Here is a 19,060-nt window from a genome sequence, read left to right as displayed (position 1 = left end):
CATGTGCCGCAAGCAAGCAGCTATTCCAACTCTATCAATGCTCACTGGGGCTTTTGTTTGTCCCTTGGCTTCACGGGTACCTGCATGAATCGCCGAAGCTCCTCTTCGCTCAGAATGTATTCAGGGTTACCCACAAGTCGCTGCACCGCCAGATCGATAAATGCGCGTGCGCGCGCCGGCTGAGAGGTTCTGCTGCCAAAGTACACAAAATAGTGGATGTACTCTGCCGTGTGCTCCACCAGAATCGGCACCAAGCGCCCATCCCGGATGTAGGGAGCGGCGGTCACCCCAGCCAGCTGCCCCAGCACCTTTCCTGCCAGCACCGCCTCCAGCTCAAAGCCTTCATCATTGCTGCAAATGGCGGGTACCACTGGCAGGTCCACAATCTGCTCGCCCATGAGCACATGCCAAGGCACCACCTTGCCCGTAGCAGGGTGACGGTACGCACTGCATCGATGCGCTTCCAAAGCGCTGAGCGATCGCGGCACCCCGTGGCGCTGAAGGTAGGCGGGAGAGCCGCATATCACCATCTGCAGCGCAAACAACTTGCGCGCAATCACCCCCTCATGCGGTGAGGCACCCAGTCTGAAGCCCACATCCACGCGGTCTTCCACCCAGTTGCCCACCCGGTCCTCCAGCAACACATCGGGTTGAATCCCTGGGTGAAGATCACAAAACTCCTCCACCAAGCGCCACAGGATCGGCCCAAAGGTACTGCGCGGCCCGGCAATGCGCAATGGGCCGGTGAAGTCGTCCTTTCCTTTGCGGGCATTTTCCAGCGCACGTTGCATGCCTTGCACGGAAGGTTGCACCTCCTCCAGTAAACGCTGGCCCGCATCGGTCAGTGACATCACTCTTGTGGTGCGGTGGAACAGGCGCGCATCCAGATGCGCTTCCAACTGAGCAAGCGCTTTGCTCGCAGCCTGAGGGCTGATGCCCAAGTCCATGGCTGCCTTGCGCAGGCTTCCGAGTTCGGCAGCTTTGATGAAAGTGGTGATGGATCGCAGCTCGTTCATGGCCATAGGTATCTCCCTGCACACCTATTGTCATCAATTTGATGCGAATAAATCAACCTATTCACCACTATCCATACCTAAATCCTTTGCTTAAAGTTCATCCCACCGAGCGTCTGGTGACGAGAAATAACCTTCGTGCGCCCACGTATCGCCGCCTACATTTGCAGGAGTTATCACCATGAAATCACTGCTATGCATCGCCCTGTCTGGTGCAGCAACCAGCGTTGGAGCGCAGTCGCCAGGCACCGCCTCTAGCCTCCCTGTCGTGGAGATCCGCGCTGCAGCCAACCAGCCCATGGCAATGGGATCGGCAGACACCTTCACAGGCATGGTTCGCATCACAACGCCTTTTGCGGCACAAGCGCCTGGCCGCGCTGGCGGTGCGACGGTGAAATTTGAGGCAGGCGCACGCACGGCGTGGCACACCCATCCCTTGGGGCAGACGTTGATCGTGACAGATGGCCTCGGCTTGGTGCAGCAACAGGGACAGCCTGTGCTTGCGATGCGAGTGGGCGACGTGGTCACCATTCCTGCCAATGTCCGTCATTGGCACGGAGCAGGCCCCCATGGCGCGATGACCCACGTTGCCATTGCAGAGAAGCAAGATGGTCAATCCGTGGCCTGGCAAGACAAAGTGAGCGACCAGGACTACCAGACAGCCTGGCGCAGCGCGGGCCTGCAAGAGTTCAATGCGGCTCAGCCTCCCAGCCCAGCACGCAGCTACCCCAGTTCAGACACGCTGACGGCCAGGCAAAGGGCGATTCCTTTGATTGCTGCATTTACCGCAAGCAGCGACATGCCGCAGCTGGATGCGGCCTTGCACCAAGGCCTGGATGCAGGCCTCAGCATCAGCGAGTCCAAGGAATTGCTGGTGCAGTTGTATGCCTACGTAGGATTCCCCAAAAGCCTGAACGCACTGGGTCAGTTGCTCAAAGTGGTTGAGCTACGCCAGCAGCAAGGCATTCAGGATACCCCTGGCGCAGAGCCCAGCCATACAGTCGCCACAGGCCCGGACCTTGTCGCCGCAGGCCGCAGAAACCAGACAGAAATCTCGGGTGGACCTGTTCAAGGCGCAGTGTTTGACTTTGCGCCTGTCATCAACCAGTTTTTGCAGGCGCATTTGTTTGGTGACATCTTTGAGCGCGACAACCTCGATTGGCAAAGCCGCGAGCTGGCCACTGTCGGTGCCCTTGCTGCCACGCCTGGAGCGCAAGCACAGCTGCGCTCACACATGCTGGCCAGCCTGCGCGTGGGACTGCGCCCTTCGCAATTGCAGGAGCTCACACAGGAGCTGGCCCTGCGAGGCCAGACGGCAAGCAGCGACCGCGCAAATGCCGCGCTGACGCAAGCGCTTGCCACTGCAATGAAAGGAACGCAATGAACATCCCCCAGCTGTTATGCGCCACGGCTTTGGCGACCGGATGCGCTACGCACTCAGGAATCACCCCCGGCCCCCTGACCATCCAATCACAAGGAAGCTTCTCAGTGGGAGGCGTTGTACAGCAGACCCCGGGAACCTATGACAACAACAAGCCCACTGCAGCTGGGCAGAGTTTTCATGGGGACCACCTCTATACCTTCTACCAAATCCCGACCCACCCCAAACCACTGCCCATCGTCATGCTCCATGGGGCTTTCCAGTCGGCGCGCAGTTGGGAGAGCACACCAGACGGTCGCGAAGGTTTTCAGAACTTGTTTTTGCGACGCGGCTTTTCGGTGTATCTGGTTGACCAGCCTCGCCGGGGACGTGCAGGCAACAGCACCGTTGCAACAACCATCGAGCCCACGCCGAACGACCAACTGTTCTTCGACCAGTTTCGCATTGGCAAATGGCCCAAGCACTTTGACAACGTGCAGTTTGACCGGTCCCCTCAAACGCTGAACCAGTTCCTGCGCTCGATCACTCCCAATACCGGCCCCTATGACGCCGGCGTGATTGCACAAGCCATGTCCGCCTTGTTCTCCCAGGTAGGGCCAGGCATCCTTTTCACGCACTCCCAGGGAGGTGGCCCCGGTTGGTTGACGGCCATCAAGAATCCGAATGTCAAGGCAATCGTGGCTTTTGAACCCGGCAGTGGTTTCATCTTTGCACAGGAAGACGCACCGCCGCCCATGCCCAGTGCCGCAGGCACCTTGTCGCCCGAGATCGTGCCGCTGGCAGATTTTCTGAAACTGACCCGCATTCCCATCGTCATCTACTACGGGGACAACTTCCCCACCACCCCTACCGCAGAACGTGGGCAAGACAACTGGCGGGTGCGACTTGCCATGGCCAAACTGTGGGTGGATGCCATCAACAAACACGGCGGCAATGCGCAATTGGTACATCTGCCCGAGATGGGTGTGCATGGCAACACGCACTTTCTGATGTCGGATCTCAATAACCAGGAGATTGCGGCATTGGTTGCGCAGTTCCTCTCGGCGCAAAAGCTTGACTGATGACCAGTGACGGGCTCATCAACAACGACGGATAGGCAACCTGAAATGATCAATCTCACGCGACGTGCGCTGGTGAAAAATTCCGCGCTCACACTCTCCCTCTCCACCCTAGGAATTTCCACCATGCCCACCACCACAGCATTCGCTGCAGAAGATAAGAAAAATCCCTTCACGCTGGTGTACGCCGGTGCGATCTCTAAAAACGAAGCTGGAAAGATCAATATCCATCCGGTGACATACAAGCTCAATGGCCTGGACATTGCGGCCAATGTCTACACGCCAGCCAACTACGACCCCAAGCATCAATATCCTGCAATCGTCGTTGCCCACCCCAACGGCGGCGTCAAGGAGCAAGTGGCAGGCCTGTATGCCCAGCACCTCGCAGAACAGGGCTACATCACCATCACCGCAGATGCCGCCTATCAAGGCGGTAGTGGCGGAACCCCGCGCAGTACCGACAAGCCCCAGTTTCGGGTGGAAGATATTCACGGAATGGCCGACTTCATTGCCCGCTTTGCTGGCGTCGACCCATCGCGATTGGGCCTTCTGGGCATTTGCGGCGGCGGCGGCTACGCGCTATCTGCAGCCAAGTCGGACAAACGCTTCAAGTCGATTGCCACCTTGAGTATGTTCAACTCGGGACGCGTGCGTCGCAACGGGTTTGCAGACTCGCAACTGGCTACGTTGCAGCAACGCCTCCAGCAAGCCAGTGATGCGCGGGCTCAGGAAATGGCGGGAGGCAAGATCCTGTACGCAGGAGATGCAGACATGACCGACGCGCAGATCGCGGCGCTCCCCTTTGAGATGTACCGCCAAGGCTACGAATACTACTGGCGCACCCACGCGCACCCCAACTCGACCTTCAAATACACCACCAGCAGCTTGTTGGACCTGATGCGCTGGGATGCAACAGACCAGATCGACTTGATCGAGCAGCCCTTGCTGATGATCGCAGGTAGTGCCGCCGATAGCCTGTACATGACCGAAGACGCATTTGCCAAGGCAACGGGCTCAAAAAACAAGGAACTGTTCAAGATTGAAGGTGCGACACACATCGAGACCTATTGGGTTCCAAAGTATGTGGAAGCCGCATTGGGCAAGATGATGCCGTTTTACGCCAAAACGCTTTGATGGTTCGCGCTCAAAGGGCCGAAATGATGCTCTGGTTCCACTTCAGCCTGCAGCGTTCATAGAAGGCCCTGTCCGATGACATCCGTTCCCGGTTCGACCCGAAGGGTGCTGTTGAGCACCCGGCAATCCGAAGGTGCTTCAAAGCCTTTGATATGAAGTCTTTAAAGCTGGACTACTCCGTTGGAGGAGCGGCAAACCGGGGCGAACATGGGGAGCTCCTCATTAACAACTAGGACAGATCAGCCGAGCCAGCTGGGCTTGTTTAAAGATTGGCCGATTTGTGTGCCAAAGCCCGTGCAAATTTGTGCCAAAGCGCGCGCAACGCAATCCACCAATGCGGCTTTTTCTGACGTTCTGTATGGTTATTCGAAAGATTCTCTGGACTATGGAAATAAGAATCGTTATCATTTGATCGAGTTTTGAATCAACAAGCGATTGCCATGCAAACCAGCGCACCTCTTGCCCTTCCAACGACTGCTCCGCTCAGCACTGCCAGCACGGCCCAGCCCGCGTGCCCTGCAGGTACCCTGGAGAGCAGCGAATTGCTGCAAGGCGCCAAGGCCGTTTCCATTCTGCACAATGGCGCCATCTACCGCTTGCAGGCCACCAAGCTGGGCAAGCTCATTCTGACGAAATAGGTTTCATCGTGGGGCGACTCTAGGAGGCCAACACACCCTCCAAAGGTCGTATTTGCCAGCCAGAGGCTTGCCACGTAGCCAGGCACTTTTTTCCCACTGTCACACACGCACAACGGCCGCTATTGCGGCCGTTGTGGTTTTGGAACTCCCTCTCCTGCAGTACGGCAGGCACTGCAGAACCGGCAACACTTGACGCAAGTCATCCGACGGCATCTGCCCCTTCGGCCTCTGTTACGCCACACAGGTCAGAGAGACAACCATGAGCGAAGAACTCCCGCCCCACGCCCGGCCCTTGAGTGAACTGTTGCTTGCGGCGGGATTGGTCCTGCAAGACTGTGGCGGCGGGGGCAGCATTTCTCCAGCGCCTACCCCGCCGACTGCAGAGCAATTGAAGGCGATCTGCCTGAGCCTTGCCGGTCAGGTCATCGAAGGGGTGACCATCACCAAAACCACGCGCCATGAGCAGTTGGTCTATACCGCCGCCAGCGGCGCAACAACCCGCAGAAAGCCGGTCTGCCGTTACCCCTCTATCCTCGGTACAACGGCTCAGGCGATGTGAACCAGGCATTGAGCCATACCTGCAGCTGACGTGCCCGAGACGGTGGGTACAAGCCTTGCGCCTGACGGCAGTCCGGGCAGTTTGCCGTGGCGTCCCTGCATGAAAAAAGCGGCCTCGCGGCCGCCTTGCGCATAGAGATTGCTCTCCTGCCAGTGAAGCTGGTGATTACAGGCCGATGCCAGCAATACCGGCCTTGGCGATCTGCGCGTCTTCGTTGGACTTGACGCCGCTCACGCCCACAGCACCCAGGCATTCGCCATCCTTCATGACCGGCAGGCCGCCTTCGAGCATGCCGTCGATCACGGGAGCGCTCAGGAATGCGGTACGGCCACCGTTGATCATGTCTTCGTAGCCCTTGGTGTCGCGGCGGCCCAGCGCAGCGGTGCGCGCCTTGGCCTGGCAGATGTGGGCAGACACGGGGGCTGCGCCGTCGCGGCGGATCATGCCCAGCAGGTTGCCGCCGTCGTCCACCACGGCAATGCTGACAACCCAGTTGTTCTTGGCCGCTTCGGCCTCGGCAGCGTTCAGGATGGCCTTGACGTCGGCCAGTTCCAGCACGGGTTTGGTTTTCATGGTGTCTCTCCTCAATCGAATCGGTTCAACTCAGTTCAGATGGAAAGGATGTGTCCAAAGCCACTTTCCCGGGCAGGAGGGGACTTTGCGCACATTCCTCGTTCCACAAGCATAACCGGCTATGAACAGATGGAATCCGTCGCCGTCATCACATCATTTGTGCCTGAAAAGGTGGTAATCCGCCTTATCAGGCATCCATGAGGTTGTTTTCGCTCTCTGCAGCCAGCGCGGCCAGGTCTGCCTCTGCGTCTGTCTTGACGGAGGGCGGGTGGCCGTCCCATTCGAAGACGGCCATGCTCTCGACGTGGGCCGTATGCGGGAACATGTTGACCACGCCCGCTGCCACGCAACGGTAACCGCCCTGGTGCACCAGCAGCCCCGCATCACGCGCGAGCGTGGCCGGGTTGCAGCTGACATAGACAATGCGGCGGGGCGGCGTCCATTCCTTGGCAGATGTGGGCAGCACAGGCGCATCGGGCACCTGGTGACGCGCCTTGTGGATGTCCGCCAGTGCCTTGGAGAGAGCAAACGCGCCTTCGCGTGGCGGATCCACCAGCCATTTGTCAGCCTGGCCATCGGCCACCAGCATATCGGGCGTCATCTCGAACAGGTTACGCGCTACAAAGCTAGTAGCAGCAAGCGCCTGACCAGCTGGCCTTGCAGCATTGTTGGCCGCGTAGTTCTCATGCGAGCGCTGTACCAGCGTGTCCGATCCCTCGATACCGAGCACTTCGCGCGCCATGGTGGCAATCGGCAGCGTGAAGTTGCCCAAGCCGCAGAACCAGTCGATCACGCGCTCGGTCTTCTTCGCATCCAAGAGGCGCAGCGCGCGGGTGACCAGCACCCGGTTGATGTGCGGGTTGACCTGGGTGAAGTCGGTCGGCTTGAAAGGCATGGTGATGCCGAAATCGGGCAGACCGTACGACAGCTGCGTGCCGCCCTCGTCCATCAGGCGCACGGTGTCCGGCCCCTTGGGCTGCAGCCACCATTGCACGTTGTGGGCAGCGGCAAAATCGCGCAGGCGCTGCTGATCGGCATCGGACAGCGGCTCTAGGTGGCGCAGCACCAGCGCGGTCACCTCATCGCCGCAGGCCACCTCAATCTGCGGGCAGGTCTCGCGCGCATCCATGCTGGCGATCAGCTCGCGCATGGGCATCAGCAGGGCATCGACATGGGGCGGCAGCACCTTGCAGGTTTCCATGTCGGCGATGTAGCGGCTCTTGCGCTCATGAAAGCCCACCAGCACCTTGCCCTTCTTGGCCACATAGCGCACCGACAGGCGCGCCCGGAAGCGGTAGCCCCAGCTCGGGCCTTCGATGGGGCGCATCACGGTCTCGGGCACCACCTTGCCCAGGTGCCAGAGGTTGTCCTCCAGCACCCGCTGCTTGATGGCGATCTGCCCGCTCACATGCATGTGCTGCATCTTGCAGCCGCCGCAGGCGCCGGCATGCAGGCCAAAGTGGGGGCAGCCGGGGCGCACGCGCTGCGAGGACTCGCGGTGGATCTGCAGCAGATCGGCCTGCTCCCAGTTGTTTTTCTTGCGGCGGGTCTTGGCACTGACCCATTCGGTAGGCAAGGCACCGTCGACAAACACGACCTTGCCGTCGGCGCGGCGCGCCACGCCTTGGGCGTCCATGTCCATGGAGGTGATGCACAGGGCATCTGCAGGAAATTGCGCAGCTTCGCTGGCGGCAATGCCGGCTGCCATTTCGGCGGCTGTCGGGGGTGGGGTGGGATGTGTTGGTGGGGTCTGCGCTTCACTCATCCCGCTATTTTCGCAGGCCGGGCAATGGCCCAAAGCAAACCTCTGGCAATTTCAGCCGGAATGGGCAGGCGCAGCGCGCAAAAGGCGGGCCCGGCGCTACTCCCCAAAAAACAAAAGCCAGCACGAAGCTGGCTTTGCAGGCAGGCAAGCTGCCTATGACTCTACGACCCGGATCACTGGGCGGTGATCATGCTGCCCAGATTCAACTGATCGGTGACCATATTGGCGTTGGTGGACTTGAACCCCTTGCCCTTTTGCAGCTCGTTCACCTCGGTCACGCAAATGCTGTTGTTGGGCGAAAACACCACCTGGCTGCCGGCAGGCAGTTGGTTCTGTGTTTGGTGCAGTTGCTTGGACATGTCCACCGGCGGCTCTACGCTGCGGTACACCACTTCACTCTTGGCGTTGTAGACGGTGTAGCACGCTGCGTGCGACCATGCAGAAGCCGTCAGCGCCAAAAGCGCCACCACACTCGATCGAAAACTCTCGCTGTTGTTCATCATTGCAATCCTCCGCAATCTTGTTGTATTGATAGCTAGAAGTTACCAAAATTTCGCAGCGCGCGCACCTCTGCCTATGCGCAATTTGCGGCAGGAACCAACACAAAAACAAACACTTACACAAAACTGGGGTCTGGCAAAGAATTCATCCACATTCTTATTGATAATTATTCTCATTCAATGTTATAGTTCACCCATCGCCGCTGCAGACGGCGCAAACGCTCCCTCAAAAAGCGCTTGTGCCAACGCAACAGTGATTGTTTCATCGTGGGGCGACACTCGGGGCCTGTTCAGCTTCGGGGTCGTTTTAGCCAGCCAACGACTTGTCGGGTAGCCACGCATTTTTTCGATGAAACGATTTTGGCCCTGAGTGCCTTGTCGCTCAGCCTGCCCATCCAGCATGGGCTGGCTTCCGCTTTCCATTGCGCCGCAGTCTGCACTGTCGGCGCTTTTTGCTTTTTCAGTCGCTGCGCAAGGCGCACGGGGCTCTGCCCGCGCCACCTGCCAGCCTTTGTGCATCACATCACAGCTCGCCCTGCCGCAGACCGCTGGCGCGTTTGACCTGCAGGTGGCTCGCCTGCTCCAGCACCGCAAAGCTGCTGGTGCCGCCTGCCACCACCGTCAGCCAGTTCTTGGCGCGGGTGATGCCGGTGTAGACGAGTTCGCGCGTCATGATGGGCGAGAGCTGCGGCGGCAACACCACGGCGGCGTGGTCGAACTCCGAGCCCTGCGATTTGTGGATGGTCATTGCGTACACCGTCTCCACCGCCTGCAAGCGACTGGGCAGCACCCAGCGCAGGCCTTCACTGGTGGCAAATACCACGCGCAGGCCGCGCGCCGGGTTTGCAGACGTATGGGTCTCTTGCGCCCGACCTGCATGCGCCATCAGTTCCTGATTGTGTAGCGGAACTTCGACCGTGATGCCGATGTCGCCATTCATCAGCTTCAGGCTGTAGTCGTTGCGCGTGACCAGTACCGGCCGGCCGGCATACCAGCCGCTGCTGTGCGCAATCAGGTCGCGATGGGCCAGCAGCTGGGCAATGCGCTCGTTCATGCCCTCCACACCCCAGGGCCCACTGCGCAGCGCGCACAGCACCTGAAAACGGCTGTGCGCGGCCAACAGGGCGTGGGCCCACTCATCCAGCGCGGCCTGGCCTCCTTCTTGGGGCATGGCGCGCAGCAGTTGCAGGTAATGGCCATAGCCTACCGGACCGCCCTGCTGCTTTTGCATGCTTTCAGGAAAGCGCTTGCCGCCGCCATCAATCACCAGCTGCGCCAGCGATGAGTGGGTGATGTCCGGCACCGGGTAGGCGGCCACATCGGGGTACTGCTCCTTGAGCAGGCCCTTGATGGCCTTGCCGTTGCCTGCGTTGACTTCGCGCGCCAGCCTGCCAATGCCGCTTTGGGCATGAAAGCGGTGGCTTACGCGCAGCATCACCACCGCCTGGTCGAGCGGTTTGCCCGCAATGTCCTGCAGCTGCGCGGGCACTTGCTGGCCAGTCACCTGCTGCAGCCAGTGCGCAGTCTCGTGCCAGTACAGGCCGCGCTCCGATTGCGCACACAGCTCGCCAAGCACGGCTCCCGCCTCCACCGATGCGAGCTGGTCCTTGTCGCCCAGCAGCACCAGGCGCGCATCGCGCGGCAGTGCGGTCAGCACGGCGGCCATCATTTCCAGATCGACCATCGACGCCTCGTCGATCACCAGCACATCGAGCGCCAGAGGGTTCTGCGCATTGTGGCGAAAGTGGCGGCTCTCGGGCCGGCTGCCCAGCAGGCGGTGCAGGGTCTGCGCCTCGGCGGGAATCAGTTGCTTCAGGCTGCGCGACTCGCCGTTCATCACCACCGGCGGCGTCTCAGGCATTTCGGCATCGGAGATGCGGCCCAGCGCCTGCACAATGGATTCGGTCAGCCGCGCGGCCGCCTTGCCCGTGGGGGCGGCCAGGCAAATGCGCAACGGACGCGCAGGCTTGCCGCTGGCCGCATCGGGCTGCAAGGCCATGTGCTGCAGCAGCGCCAGCAGTTTGACGACGGTGGTGGTCTTGCCGGTGCCCGGGCCGCCGGTGATGATGGCAAAGGCGCTGGTGGCAGCCAGCGCGCAGGCCATCTTCTGCCAGTCAGGGCCCTCGGCATCTGCGCTCTGCGGGGCAAACAGCACATCGAGCGCCTCGCGCAGCGCGGCATCCTGCGCGGGCGTGCGCGCGGCGCGCAGGATGCCGCTGGCATCGATGCGCTGGCCGATGGCGCGCGCCACGTCCTGTTCATGCTGCCAGTAACGGCGAAGGTACAGGCGGTCGCCCTGCAGCACCAGCGGCGTGCCGCCTTGCGTGGCCTTGCCTTCGCCCGCCACCAGTGCGCTGGCCAGCAGCGCGCCCTGCCATTGGGGCAGGCTCACGTTCGCCAGCAGTTCGCTGGGCAAAGGCAGGGGCGTAGCCTCCACCGCGCCGCTGCCCTGGTCGGCCGCGTCGGGTGGCAGTGACAGGACAAAACGGCTGCCGGCCAGGGTGGCGCGCAAGTCCAGGCAGACGTGGCCACGCCCCAGTTGGTGGCTGGCCAGCGCCGCGGCCAGCAGCACCAGCGGCGATGCAGAAGGATCCAGCTCGTGCAGAAAGAGCACCAGCGCCTCATCCAGGCTGCGCAGCCAGCCGTGCGCCGTCCAGCGCTGCACCGTGTGCAGCAGGGTGGCCGTGGCGCTGTCGGCGGCCACCTTTGCAGCAGGCCGCGTCTGCGCCTCCCGGCGGTGCTCCTGGCCAGGGGTGTTCACAGTCAGATCTTGTTCTTCTCGTGTCATTGCATTCTTCATCACGGCGCAGCCCACAGGGCATCGAGCGCATCCATCAGCGCGCGCGGCGGCTTGTCGGCATACATGCCGGCGCCCGCAGCATCCACGCCCCGCAGAAACCAGTACACCACGCCACCCACATCGCGCTCGTAATCGTAACCAGGCAGGCGCAGCTGCAACAGGCGGTGCAGCGCATAGGTGTAGATCACATACTGCACATCGTAACGGTGCTGGAGCACTGCTGCCTGCATGGCAGCGGGTGTATAGGCCGTGCTGTCCGTGCCCAGCCAGTTCGATTTGTAGTCGAGCACGTAGTAGCGACCGCCGTGCTCCAGCACCAGGTCCATGTAGCCCTTGAGCATGCCATGGAGCCGGTTGTAAGCGAGCGCAGGCCGGGGCTGGCCGGGCGCAATGTGCTGCTGCACCAGCGCATTGAGCTGGGCAGACGATGCCTGGCCCACCACGGGCAGCCAGAATTCCATCTCGACCTGCCACTGCGCCAGTTCGGCCAGTGATGGCCCGGCTTCGCCCTGCAACACCAGCGGCGCCTGCAACCATTGGCGCACGATGCCCTGCAGCGGCTCGGCCCAGTCGGCCCAGCCACGCACCTTGCAGCGGTGGGCAATGAGGCTGTCGAGTTGCGCAGGCTGCGCCAGTACGGTGCCAAAGCCTTCCTGCGCGCACCATTCCAGCATGCCGTGCAGAAAATTACCGGCATCCGGCCCCTTGGGGAAGGCGTGCAGGCTGCCGGGCTCGGCAGCAGCTGGACGCACGGGCAGCGTAGCGCCTGGCGTATCGGGGGCCACGTCCTGCAGCTCCAGGTACTGGTCTTCCTGGGCCGTTTCGGGCTCTGGCACCCGTCCATCCTGCGCCAAGGCATCAAAATCAATAGCATCCACTGGCTGCGGGGCCAGGCCTGCCACGTCGCCAACAGGGCCAACCGCTCCAACAGGGCCGAGCTTGTCGGTCAGCGCCGAGAAGCTGGCGATCCACCAGTGCTCGTCGTAGCGACGCTGCGGTTGGCGCGGCGCATGCAGTGCGGGGGCCGGCGGCGGCGTGTAGCGCACAGCGTCCGGGCTGGTTGCTGGCGGCAGCGGCTGCACGGCCATGCCTGTGCAGCCTTGGGCAAACGCCTGCAAGGTGGCACCCAGCGTCGCATCCGGCAGCTTGTTGCCGCCCGCCAGCAGGTAGCCGACGGCGCTTTTCTCCAGCGTACCGGCCTTGCTGCTGCCCTTGGCGATGGGCGCAATGCCCAGCCACAGCGCGTACTGCGCGCGCGTGAGCGCCACGTACAGCAGGCGCATGTCTTCGCTGAGGCGCTCGTCGTTGTGGCCGGCCACGGCGGGCGCGTACCTGTTGCTCAGCTCCACCACCAGGGCGCCCGTGGCCGCGTCGTGAAACTGGGCATAGCCCCGGCTCTTGCCATCGAAATCGCGCCAGCTGCTGATGAATGGCAGCAGCACCAGCGGGTACTCCAGCCCTTTGGATTTGTGGATGGTGACGATCTTGATCAGATCGGCATCGCTTTCCAGGTGCAGGATTTCCTCGTCGCCCTCGGGCCGCGCCATCTGCTCGGCCAGGGCGCGCATCAGCGCCTGCTCGCCATCGACGGCGGCCGAGGTGCGCTGCAGCCATTCGGCCAGGTGCAGCACATTGGTGAGGCGGCGCTCGCCTCCGGCCTGCGCCAGCCAGCGCGCGGGCAGGTCAAAATCGAGCAGCCACTGGCGCAGCATGGGCAACACGCCCTTTTTCTGCCACAGCTGCTGCAGCGCGCGCATGCGCAGGGCCAGTTGCTCCCAGTGTTGTTCGTCGTGGTTGAGCCGGTCCAGCGCCTGCCAGGACCAGCCCATGGCGGCGGTTGCCAGGGCGGCGCGCAGCAGGCCGTCATCAGACGGCGCATGCACCGCGCGCAGCCAGCGCAGCATGTCGGCGGCTTCTGCAGTCTGGAAGACCGAATCGCGGTCGGACAGGTAGACGCTGGCCAAGCCGCGCAGCGCGAGCTGCTCGCGCACCAGCTCGGCCTCGGCACGGCCGCGCACCAGCACGGCGATATCAGCCGGGCGCAGCGCCCGCTGCAGGGCATCGGGGCCGGTGCCAAACCCGGCCTGCCCGCGTTGCGCGGCATTGAGCCATTCGGTGATCTGCGCAGCCGCAGACGCTGCCATGCGGCGGCGGTACTGGCCTTCGGGCACGCCGGTGCGCGTGGATGCGGCACTGGCGGCGGCATCCTCTGCACCACCTGCCCCCTCCGCGCCTTCGCCATCCGCTTCCCGCTCCGGTGCCAGCACGGTCCACAGCGTCATGGCGGGCTGGGGGGCTCCTTCCAGAAACAAGCCATCCCTGCGGCCATTGGCGCCCACGGGTACAAACGGTACCGGGTTGGCTCCGCCCTGGCGAAAGCGGAATGCACCGCTGTCATGCCCCTCTGCATGGGCAAAGCAGTGGTTGACGACGTCGACCACCGCAGTGGTGGAGCGGTAGTTGGTGCCCAGCGAATAGTGGCGCCCGGCCGTTGCCGCACGGGCGCGCAGGTAGGTGTAGATATCTGCACCACGAAACGCATAGATCGCCTGCTTGGGGTCGCCAATCATGAAAAAACCCAAAGCGGCGTCGTTGGCGTCGATGGCATACACCCGCTCGAAGATACGGTACTGCAGCGGGTCGGTGTCCTGAAACTCGTCGATCATCGCCACCGGAAACTGCGCGCGGATGCGTGCTGCCAGCGCCTCGCCTCCTTCGGCCTGCAAGGCGGCGTCCAGGCGTTGCAGCAGGTCGTCAAAACCCAGCTCGGCGCGGCGCTGCTTTTCGGCGTTCAGCGCACGCCTGACGTGGCCCAGCGCATGGCGCAGCAAAAGCGGCTTGATCTGCGCTGCGGCTGGCAAGGCTTCGCCGTCGGCAGCCAGCCAGTCGTCCAGCGCTGCCAGCGCGGTGTGCGTGGGTACATTGGCGCCCTTTTTCAGGCGAATGCCCGACTGGCTGAAGGCGCGGATCTTTGCGGGTGCATCGGCCCCTTCGCTCCATGCGGCCATGCCGGCCATCCAGCCGTCGAACACGCCCTCTTCGTCTTTCTTGGGGTAGGTGGTGCCATTGAAGTGCGGCAGCAGCGTGGCAAAGAGTTGCTCCAGATCGGCACGGTGGGCACGCCAGGCATCACGAGCGACTGCCTGCAGCTGCTCGCAGCGCTCGGCCTGCTCGGCGGCCTGGTTCAGGAGCGCCGCAACATCCACCTCGGCGGAGGCTGGCAGCGCCTGGCCCTCGAACTGCCACTCGGCCTCCTGCCGCGCCAGCATGCCTTGCAGCGCATCTTGCAGCGCCGCGGGGGAAGCCACCACGGTCTGCAGGCTGCGCAACGCGCTGGCGGGCAGGCCGTAGAACTGGGTGCGCCAGTAATCCTGCACGACCTGGGTGAGCAGCTCGGTCTGGTCGGTCACCAGTTGCTGCTGGAACAGGCTGCCGCTGTCAAAGGCATGTTCGCGCAGCATGCGGTAGCACCAGCTGTGGATGGTGGAGACGGCGGCCTCGTCCATCCAGTTGGCGGCTTCACGCAAGCGGCGGGCGCAGCCGGGCCATTGTGCGTCGGGGTAGTCTGCACGCAGCGCCAGCAGCAAGGGGTCGACCGCATCCAGCCCGATGGTGTCTGCCGGGTCGCGGCCAAACAGCTCAGCTGCCTCGGCCAGGCGCTGGCGAATGCGGTCGCGCAGCTCCTGGGTCGCAGCGTCGGTGAAGGTGACCACCAGGATTTCTGGCGGCACCAGCGGGCGGCCATAGGCATTGCCTGCGCCATGCTGCAGCACCAGCCGCAGGTAGAGGGCCGCAATGGTGTAGGTTTTGCCGGTGCCCGCGCTCGCCTCGATCAGGCGGCTGCCCCAGAGTGGAAACTGCAGGGGGTGCAGGGCCTGCACCGCGTCTGCCAGGCCTTGCGGCACGCTGCCCTGCCCGCTCATGGCGCGCCTCCCTTATCTGTCTCGCCACGGGCGATGCGGCCCAGCGCTGCGGGGTCGTGGCTGCTGATGAGACGCACGCATTCCAGCATCGGGCCATACAGCTGCGCCGCCAGTTGCGCAAAACGGCCATCGGCCTGCAGGTGGTCAAAATCGGGGTAGCTGCGCGCCAGCTCGGGCAGGCGCTGCACCTCGCCGGTGCCACGGTAGGCGTCGTCATATACGCTGGCAACCTGCTGCGCCTGCATGCCCTGCGCAGCGGCAATGCCGGTGCGTGCGGCCAGCGGCAGTGGCTCGCGCATGCCTTCAGCCCACAGCGCCAGCAGGCCGTGCCAGTGCATCCGGGCCTGCTCGCCGGGCAGCGGCGGTAATACGGCAATGCCCGATTCGCTGCACACGACGCTCACCAGCGGCCGCCCAGCCACGTGCCAGGCCAGGTGCTCCACCCAGTGGCGCAGCAGGCGGTCATGCCGCACTTCCTTGCCTGAATGCAGCCGCCCGGCGGAGAGCGTGATGCGCGCACATTGCTCGGGGCGTGTGAGGTCTGGCCGGGGCAGGTCCGCCTCGGCCACGCCCGCCGCCGCGCGCAGGCCGCGCAGCCAGTCTGCCACGTCGATACCGGCATCGGCATCGCTGCTGCGCAGCTCCCAGGCTTCGCCCATTCGCTGCGGCCAGATGCGCAGTGCCTGGGCGTAATGCAGCAGGCCGCGCTGGGCCGCCTGGGTGGCAGGCTGCACCGCACATTCGGCAAAGCCTTGCAGCGGCAGCATGCCTTCGCGCTGCAGGCGGGCTGCTGACAGCGCCAGCTGCGCTGCCAGATCGACCGGCAGACTCTGGCCCTGCAGGGCCTGGGCGTCCTGCGACTCCAGCCAGGGCTGCACATCCGCCAGCAGGCGGGCCTGCAACTGCCAGGCCTGCAGGCCATCGGGGGTGAACATTTCGTCGTCCTGGCTGGTCAGGTCTTCCTCGGCAAAGTAGACGCGCAGGCGCTGACGGAAGAAGGCCTGCACGGGTTGCAGGGCAAAGTCCTGCAGCATGCGCAATCCCACTGCGGTATCGCGCTCCTCCATCGGCAGCAGACCTGCGCCTGCCTCTTGATATTCATCAAGAATTGCAGGCGCATGCACGCCGTGCCATTCCTGCGCATAGGTGAACAGGCTGCCCGTGGGGTTGCCGCCTGCCATAGGCTGCGCGAAGTAACGCGGGCTGAAGGCCTGCAGCGGGTGTTCCAGCGTGATGGCGGCAAGCATGCGTGCGCGCTCCGCGTCGGTGGGCGGCTGGCTGCCGTCCGGCGCCTCGCCACCCGCCGCCAGTCGCCAGCCTTGTGAGAGATGGTCGCGCAACTGGTCAACCAGCACCGAGGCAGGCCGCACGGTGCTGTCGCGGATGCTGCGCCCTACCCAGCTGATGTAGAGCTGATCGCGCGCCGAGAGCACGGCTTCCAGCAGCAGGTAGCGGTCGTCGTCGCGGCGCGAGCGGTCGCCCGGCCGGTATTCCTGGCGCATCAGGTCAAAATCGAGTACGGAGACGGGGCGCGGGTAGGCGCCGTCGTTCATGCCCAGCAGGCACACGAGCTTGAACGGGATCGCCCGCATCGGCATCAGCGAGCAGAAGCTCACCGAGCCTGCCATGAAGCGCTGGTTGAGGCTGCCGGCATCCATGCCCGCCAGCCATACCTCGCGCAGCACCGACAGCGGCACCGCGTCTGCAAACTCCGCGACCTTGCACTGGGTGAGCCATTTGTCCAGCCCCTGCAGCAACTGATCGCGCAGCAGGCTTTCGCGCTCCTGGCGGGGTGCCAGCAGCAGCTCCAGCACGGTGCGGGCGCGCTCCACCCATTCCTCGGGCGACACCGGCTCGGCCAGCAGGGTGCAGGATTGCTCCAGCGCGCGCAGCAGCGCGGCCAGCCCGCCCAGCGTCACGGCATCGAGGCCGCCAATTTCGTCGTATGGCTCGATGTCTGCCAGCGCCTCGCCCTGCCCCACGGCAAAACCCAGCAGCATGCGGCGCAGGCCAAAGCGCCAGCTGTTGGTTTCTCCGGCCTGTGCAAGGCCGATGCGCGCGCGCTGCGCGCCATCCAGCCCCCAGCGCACGCCCGCGCCTTCGATCCAGCGGTGCAGCAGCGGCACATCGCTTTCACCAATGCCAAAGCGCTGGCGCACGGCGTCCACCGCCAGCAGATCCAGAATTTCGCTGACGGCAAAGCGGCTCTCCGGCATGGCCAGCACATGCTCCAGCGCCACCAGCAGCGGCGCACGGCCGCGCTGGCCCTGGTCTGCCACGGTGTAGGGGATGTAGCGCGGGTCGTCGCGGCCGATGCGGCCAAACACGGCCTCGATATGCGGCGCGTAGTCGTTGATGTCCGGCACCATCACGATGATGTCGCGCGGCGCAAGCGCGGGGTCGGCATCCATGCGCGCCAGCAGCTGGTCGTGCAGGGCTTCCACCTCGCGCTGCGGGCTGTAGGCCGTCGCAAAGCGGATGGAGCCGTCCTGCACAGGCGAGAACGCCGGCCAGCGCGCGCGGCTTTCTGCGAGCGGTCGCAGGTCCAGAATGTCGTCCTGCAACTGGGCCAGCATGTGGCGAGGTTCATCGTCGCTGAACAGGTCGATGCGGCCACCGTTGATGGGTGCCAGTTGCGCTGCGCATTGGCGCGAGTCATCAAACTCGTCGATCAGATGGATGTAATCGCGCCCCTGCTTGCCCCAGGCTGCCAACAGGGGGTGGGCATGCTGGTGCAGTTCGTCATCGCTCAGCACATGGGCCATGCTGCGCTTGCGGGCCTGGCGGCGGTACTGGTGGCGCAGCAGGTCCTTGTCGGCCACGATGTCCGACCAATGGTGGCGGCACGGGTTGTGCACGCACAGCAGCACCTGGCAGGTAGAAGAAATGGCAGCCAGCGCCTGCAAGGTCTGGGCAGGCATGGACGAGATACCGAACACCACAATGCGGCGTGGCAACCCCAGGGGTGTGGTGTGCGGTGCCTGCCAGAAGCCCAGAAACTGCTGGTGCACGGCAGCACGGCTGGTCTGCATGCCGACAGCGCCTACGTCGCCCAGCAGGCTGCGCCACAGCGCGGCCTGCCAGCGCTGGTCTGCCGCGAGTGGTGCCTCGCTGCCTCTGGCCGTGCGCAGCACATCGCGGCCCTGCGCCCAGTCTTCGAGCCAGTCTGCACGGTAGACCTGGTACTGGTCGAACAAATCGGCAATGCGCTCGGCCAGCTGGTAGCGCTTGCGCTGGTCGCCATCATCCTGCAGAAAGCGGCGCAGCGCGGCAAAGGTGTCCTGCTGCAGCAACTGGGGCAGCAGGTGCATCAGCCGCCAGGTCAGCGGTTGCTTGTCGAGCGGCGAAATCTCGGGCACCTGGTGCTTGCCCAGCACGGTGCGGTAGGCGCGCCACAGAAACTGCGCGGGCAGCTGCACATCGACGGCAGCCGTCACCCCACAGCCGCCTTGCGCCACGGGCTGCGCCAGCGACAGCTTGAGCCACTGCGCGATGCCATTGCTCTGCACCAGAATGGTTTCGCTCTCCAGTGGCGCGAGCGGGTAGCGCCGCATCCAGGCCACCACCAGATCGCGCAGGGCTTCGGGGTGGTTGCTGTGGATCACCATCAGACCGGGGGTGATGGCTGGCGATACGGGGGCGTTCATCGATGGCGGATCAGTCCTGCAGGGCGGAAAACATGGCACGCCACACCACCCAGGGGTTGGCTATAAAAA

General features: G+C 63.6%; 12 protein-coding genes. 5 read left to right on the top strand and 7 right to left on the bottom strand.

Annotated features, from left to right (window positions below; genetic code table 11):
- Window positions 1-41 precede the first annotated feature (41 nt).
- The gene (locus tag ABIE32_RS04575; protein WP_429014373.1) at window positions 42-1,022 is read right to left on the bottom strand and encodes a LysR substrate-binding domain-containing protein; all 981 of its coding nucleotides are present in this window, start codon (window positions 1,020-1,022) and stop codon (window positions 42-44) included.
- Window positions 1,023-1,194: 172 nt separating this feature from the next.
- On the opposite strand from ABIE32_RS04575, the gene ABIE32_RS04570 reads away from it, so the two are divergent.
- From ABIE32_RS04570 to ABIE32_RS04550, 5 genes are all read left to right on the top strand, one after another.
- Window positions 1,195-2,397, top strand: a complete 1,203-nt coding sequence (locus tag ABIE32_RS04570; protein ID WP_429014371.1) for a (R)-mandelonitrile lyase — start codon at window positions 1,195-1,197, stop codon at window positions 2,395-2,397.
- Entirely contained in the window at window positions 2,394-3,455 is a 1,062-nt protein-coding gene (locus ABIE32_RS04565) for an alpha/beta hydrolase (protein ID WP_429014370.1), read from the top strand. The genes ABIE32_RS04570 and ABIE32_RS04565 overlap by 4 nt, the downstream gene beginning before the upstream one ends.
- Before the next feature lie 123 nt (window positions 3,456-3,578).
- Window positions 3,579-4,586 (top strand): alpha/beta hydrolase, encoded by a 1,008-nt coding sequence (locus ABIE32_RS04560; protein ID WP_429014368.1) that lies wholly within the window; start codon window positions 3,579-3,581, stop codon window positions 4,584-4,586.
- Window positions 4,587-5,026: 440 nt separating this feature from the next.
- Window positions 5,027-5,224: a hemin uptake protein HemP gene (gene hemP, locus ABIE32_RS04555; protein WP_395026206.1), complete on the top strand. Its 198-nt coding sequence runs from the start codon at window positions 5,027-5,029 to the stop codon at window positions 5,222-5,224.
- A gap of 259 nt (window positions 5,225-5,483) precedes the next feature.
- The gene (locus ABIE32_RS04550) at window positions 5,484-5,783 is read left to right on the top strand and encodes a hypothetical protein (protein ID WP_429014366.1); all 300 of its coding nucleotides are present in this window, start codon (window positions 5,484-5,486) and stop codon (window positions 5,781-5,783) included.
- 165 nt (window positions 5,784-5,948) lie between these two features.
- On the opposite strand, the gene ABIE32_RS04545 is transcribed toward ABIE32_RS04550, so the two are convergent.
- From ABIE32_RS04545 to recC, 6 genes are all read right to left on the bottom strand, one after another.
- Window positions 5,949-6,356 (bottom strand): heme-binding protein, encoded by a 408-nt coding sequence (locus ABIE32_RS04545; RefSeq protein WP_224152009.1) that lies wholly within the window; start codon window positions 6,354-6,356, stop codon window positions 5,949-5,951.
- A 187-nt stretch (window positions 6,357-6,543) separates the two neighbouring features.
- Window positions 6,544-8,064: a 23S rRNA (uracil(1939)-C(5))-methyltransferase RlmD gene (gene rlmD / locus ABIE32_RS04540; protein WP_429014365.1), complete on the bottom strand. Its 1,521-nt coding sequence runs from the start codon at window positions 8,062-8,064 to the stop codon at window positions 6,544-6,546.
- Window positions 8,065-8,294: 230 nt separating this feature from the next.
- Window positions 8,295-8,621, bottom strand: coding sequence for a hypothetical protein (locus ABIE32_RS04535; RefSeq protein ID WP_429014363.1), 327 nt, complete (start codon window positions 8,619-8,621; stop codon window positions 8,295-8,297).
- A 523-nt stretch (window positions 8,622-9,144) separates the two neighbouring features.
- Window positions 9,145-11,382, bottom strand: a complete 2,238-nt coding sequence (gene recD / locus ABIE32_RS04530) for an exodeoxyribonuclease V subunit alpha (RefSeq protein WP_429014361.1) — start codon at window positions 11,380-11,382, stop codon at window positions 9,145-9,147.
- Between the two features lie 38 nt (window positions 11,383-11,420).
- Complete coding sequence (gene recB, locus ABIE32_RS04525) at window positions 11,421-15,344, bottom strand: exodeoxyribonuclease V subunit beta (RefSeq protein ID WP_429014359.1); 3,924 nt, start codon at window positions 15,342-15,344, stop codon at window positions 11,421-11,423.
- Window positions 15,341-18,991 carry an exodeoxyribonuclease V subunit gamma gene (gene recC / locus ABIE32_RS04520; RefSeq protein ID WP_429014357.1) on the bottom strand — a complete coding sequence of 1,217 codons (3,651 nt, stop codon included), beginning with the start codon at window positions 18,989-18,991 and terminating at the stop codon, window positions 15,341-15,343. The genes recB and recC overlap by 4 nt, the downstream gene beginning before the upstream one ends.
- Between the last annotated feature and the right edge of the window lie 69 nt (window positions 18,992-19,060).

It is taken from the genome of Comamonas sp. 4034 (assembly GCF_050434545.1).
Lineage (GTDB): Bacteria > Pseudomonadota > Gammaproteobacteria > Burkholderiales > Burkholderiaceae_C > Comamonas > Comamonas odontotermitis.
This window is presented reverse-complemented; position numbering and strand designations above follow the sequence as displayed.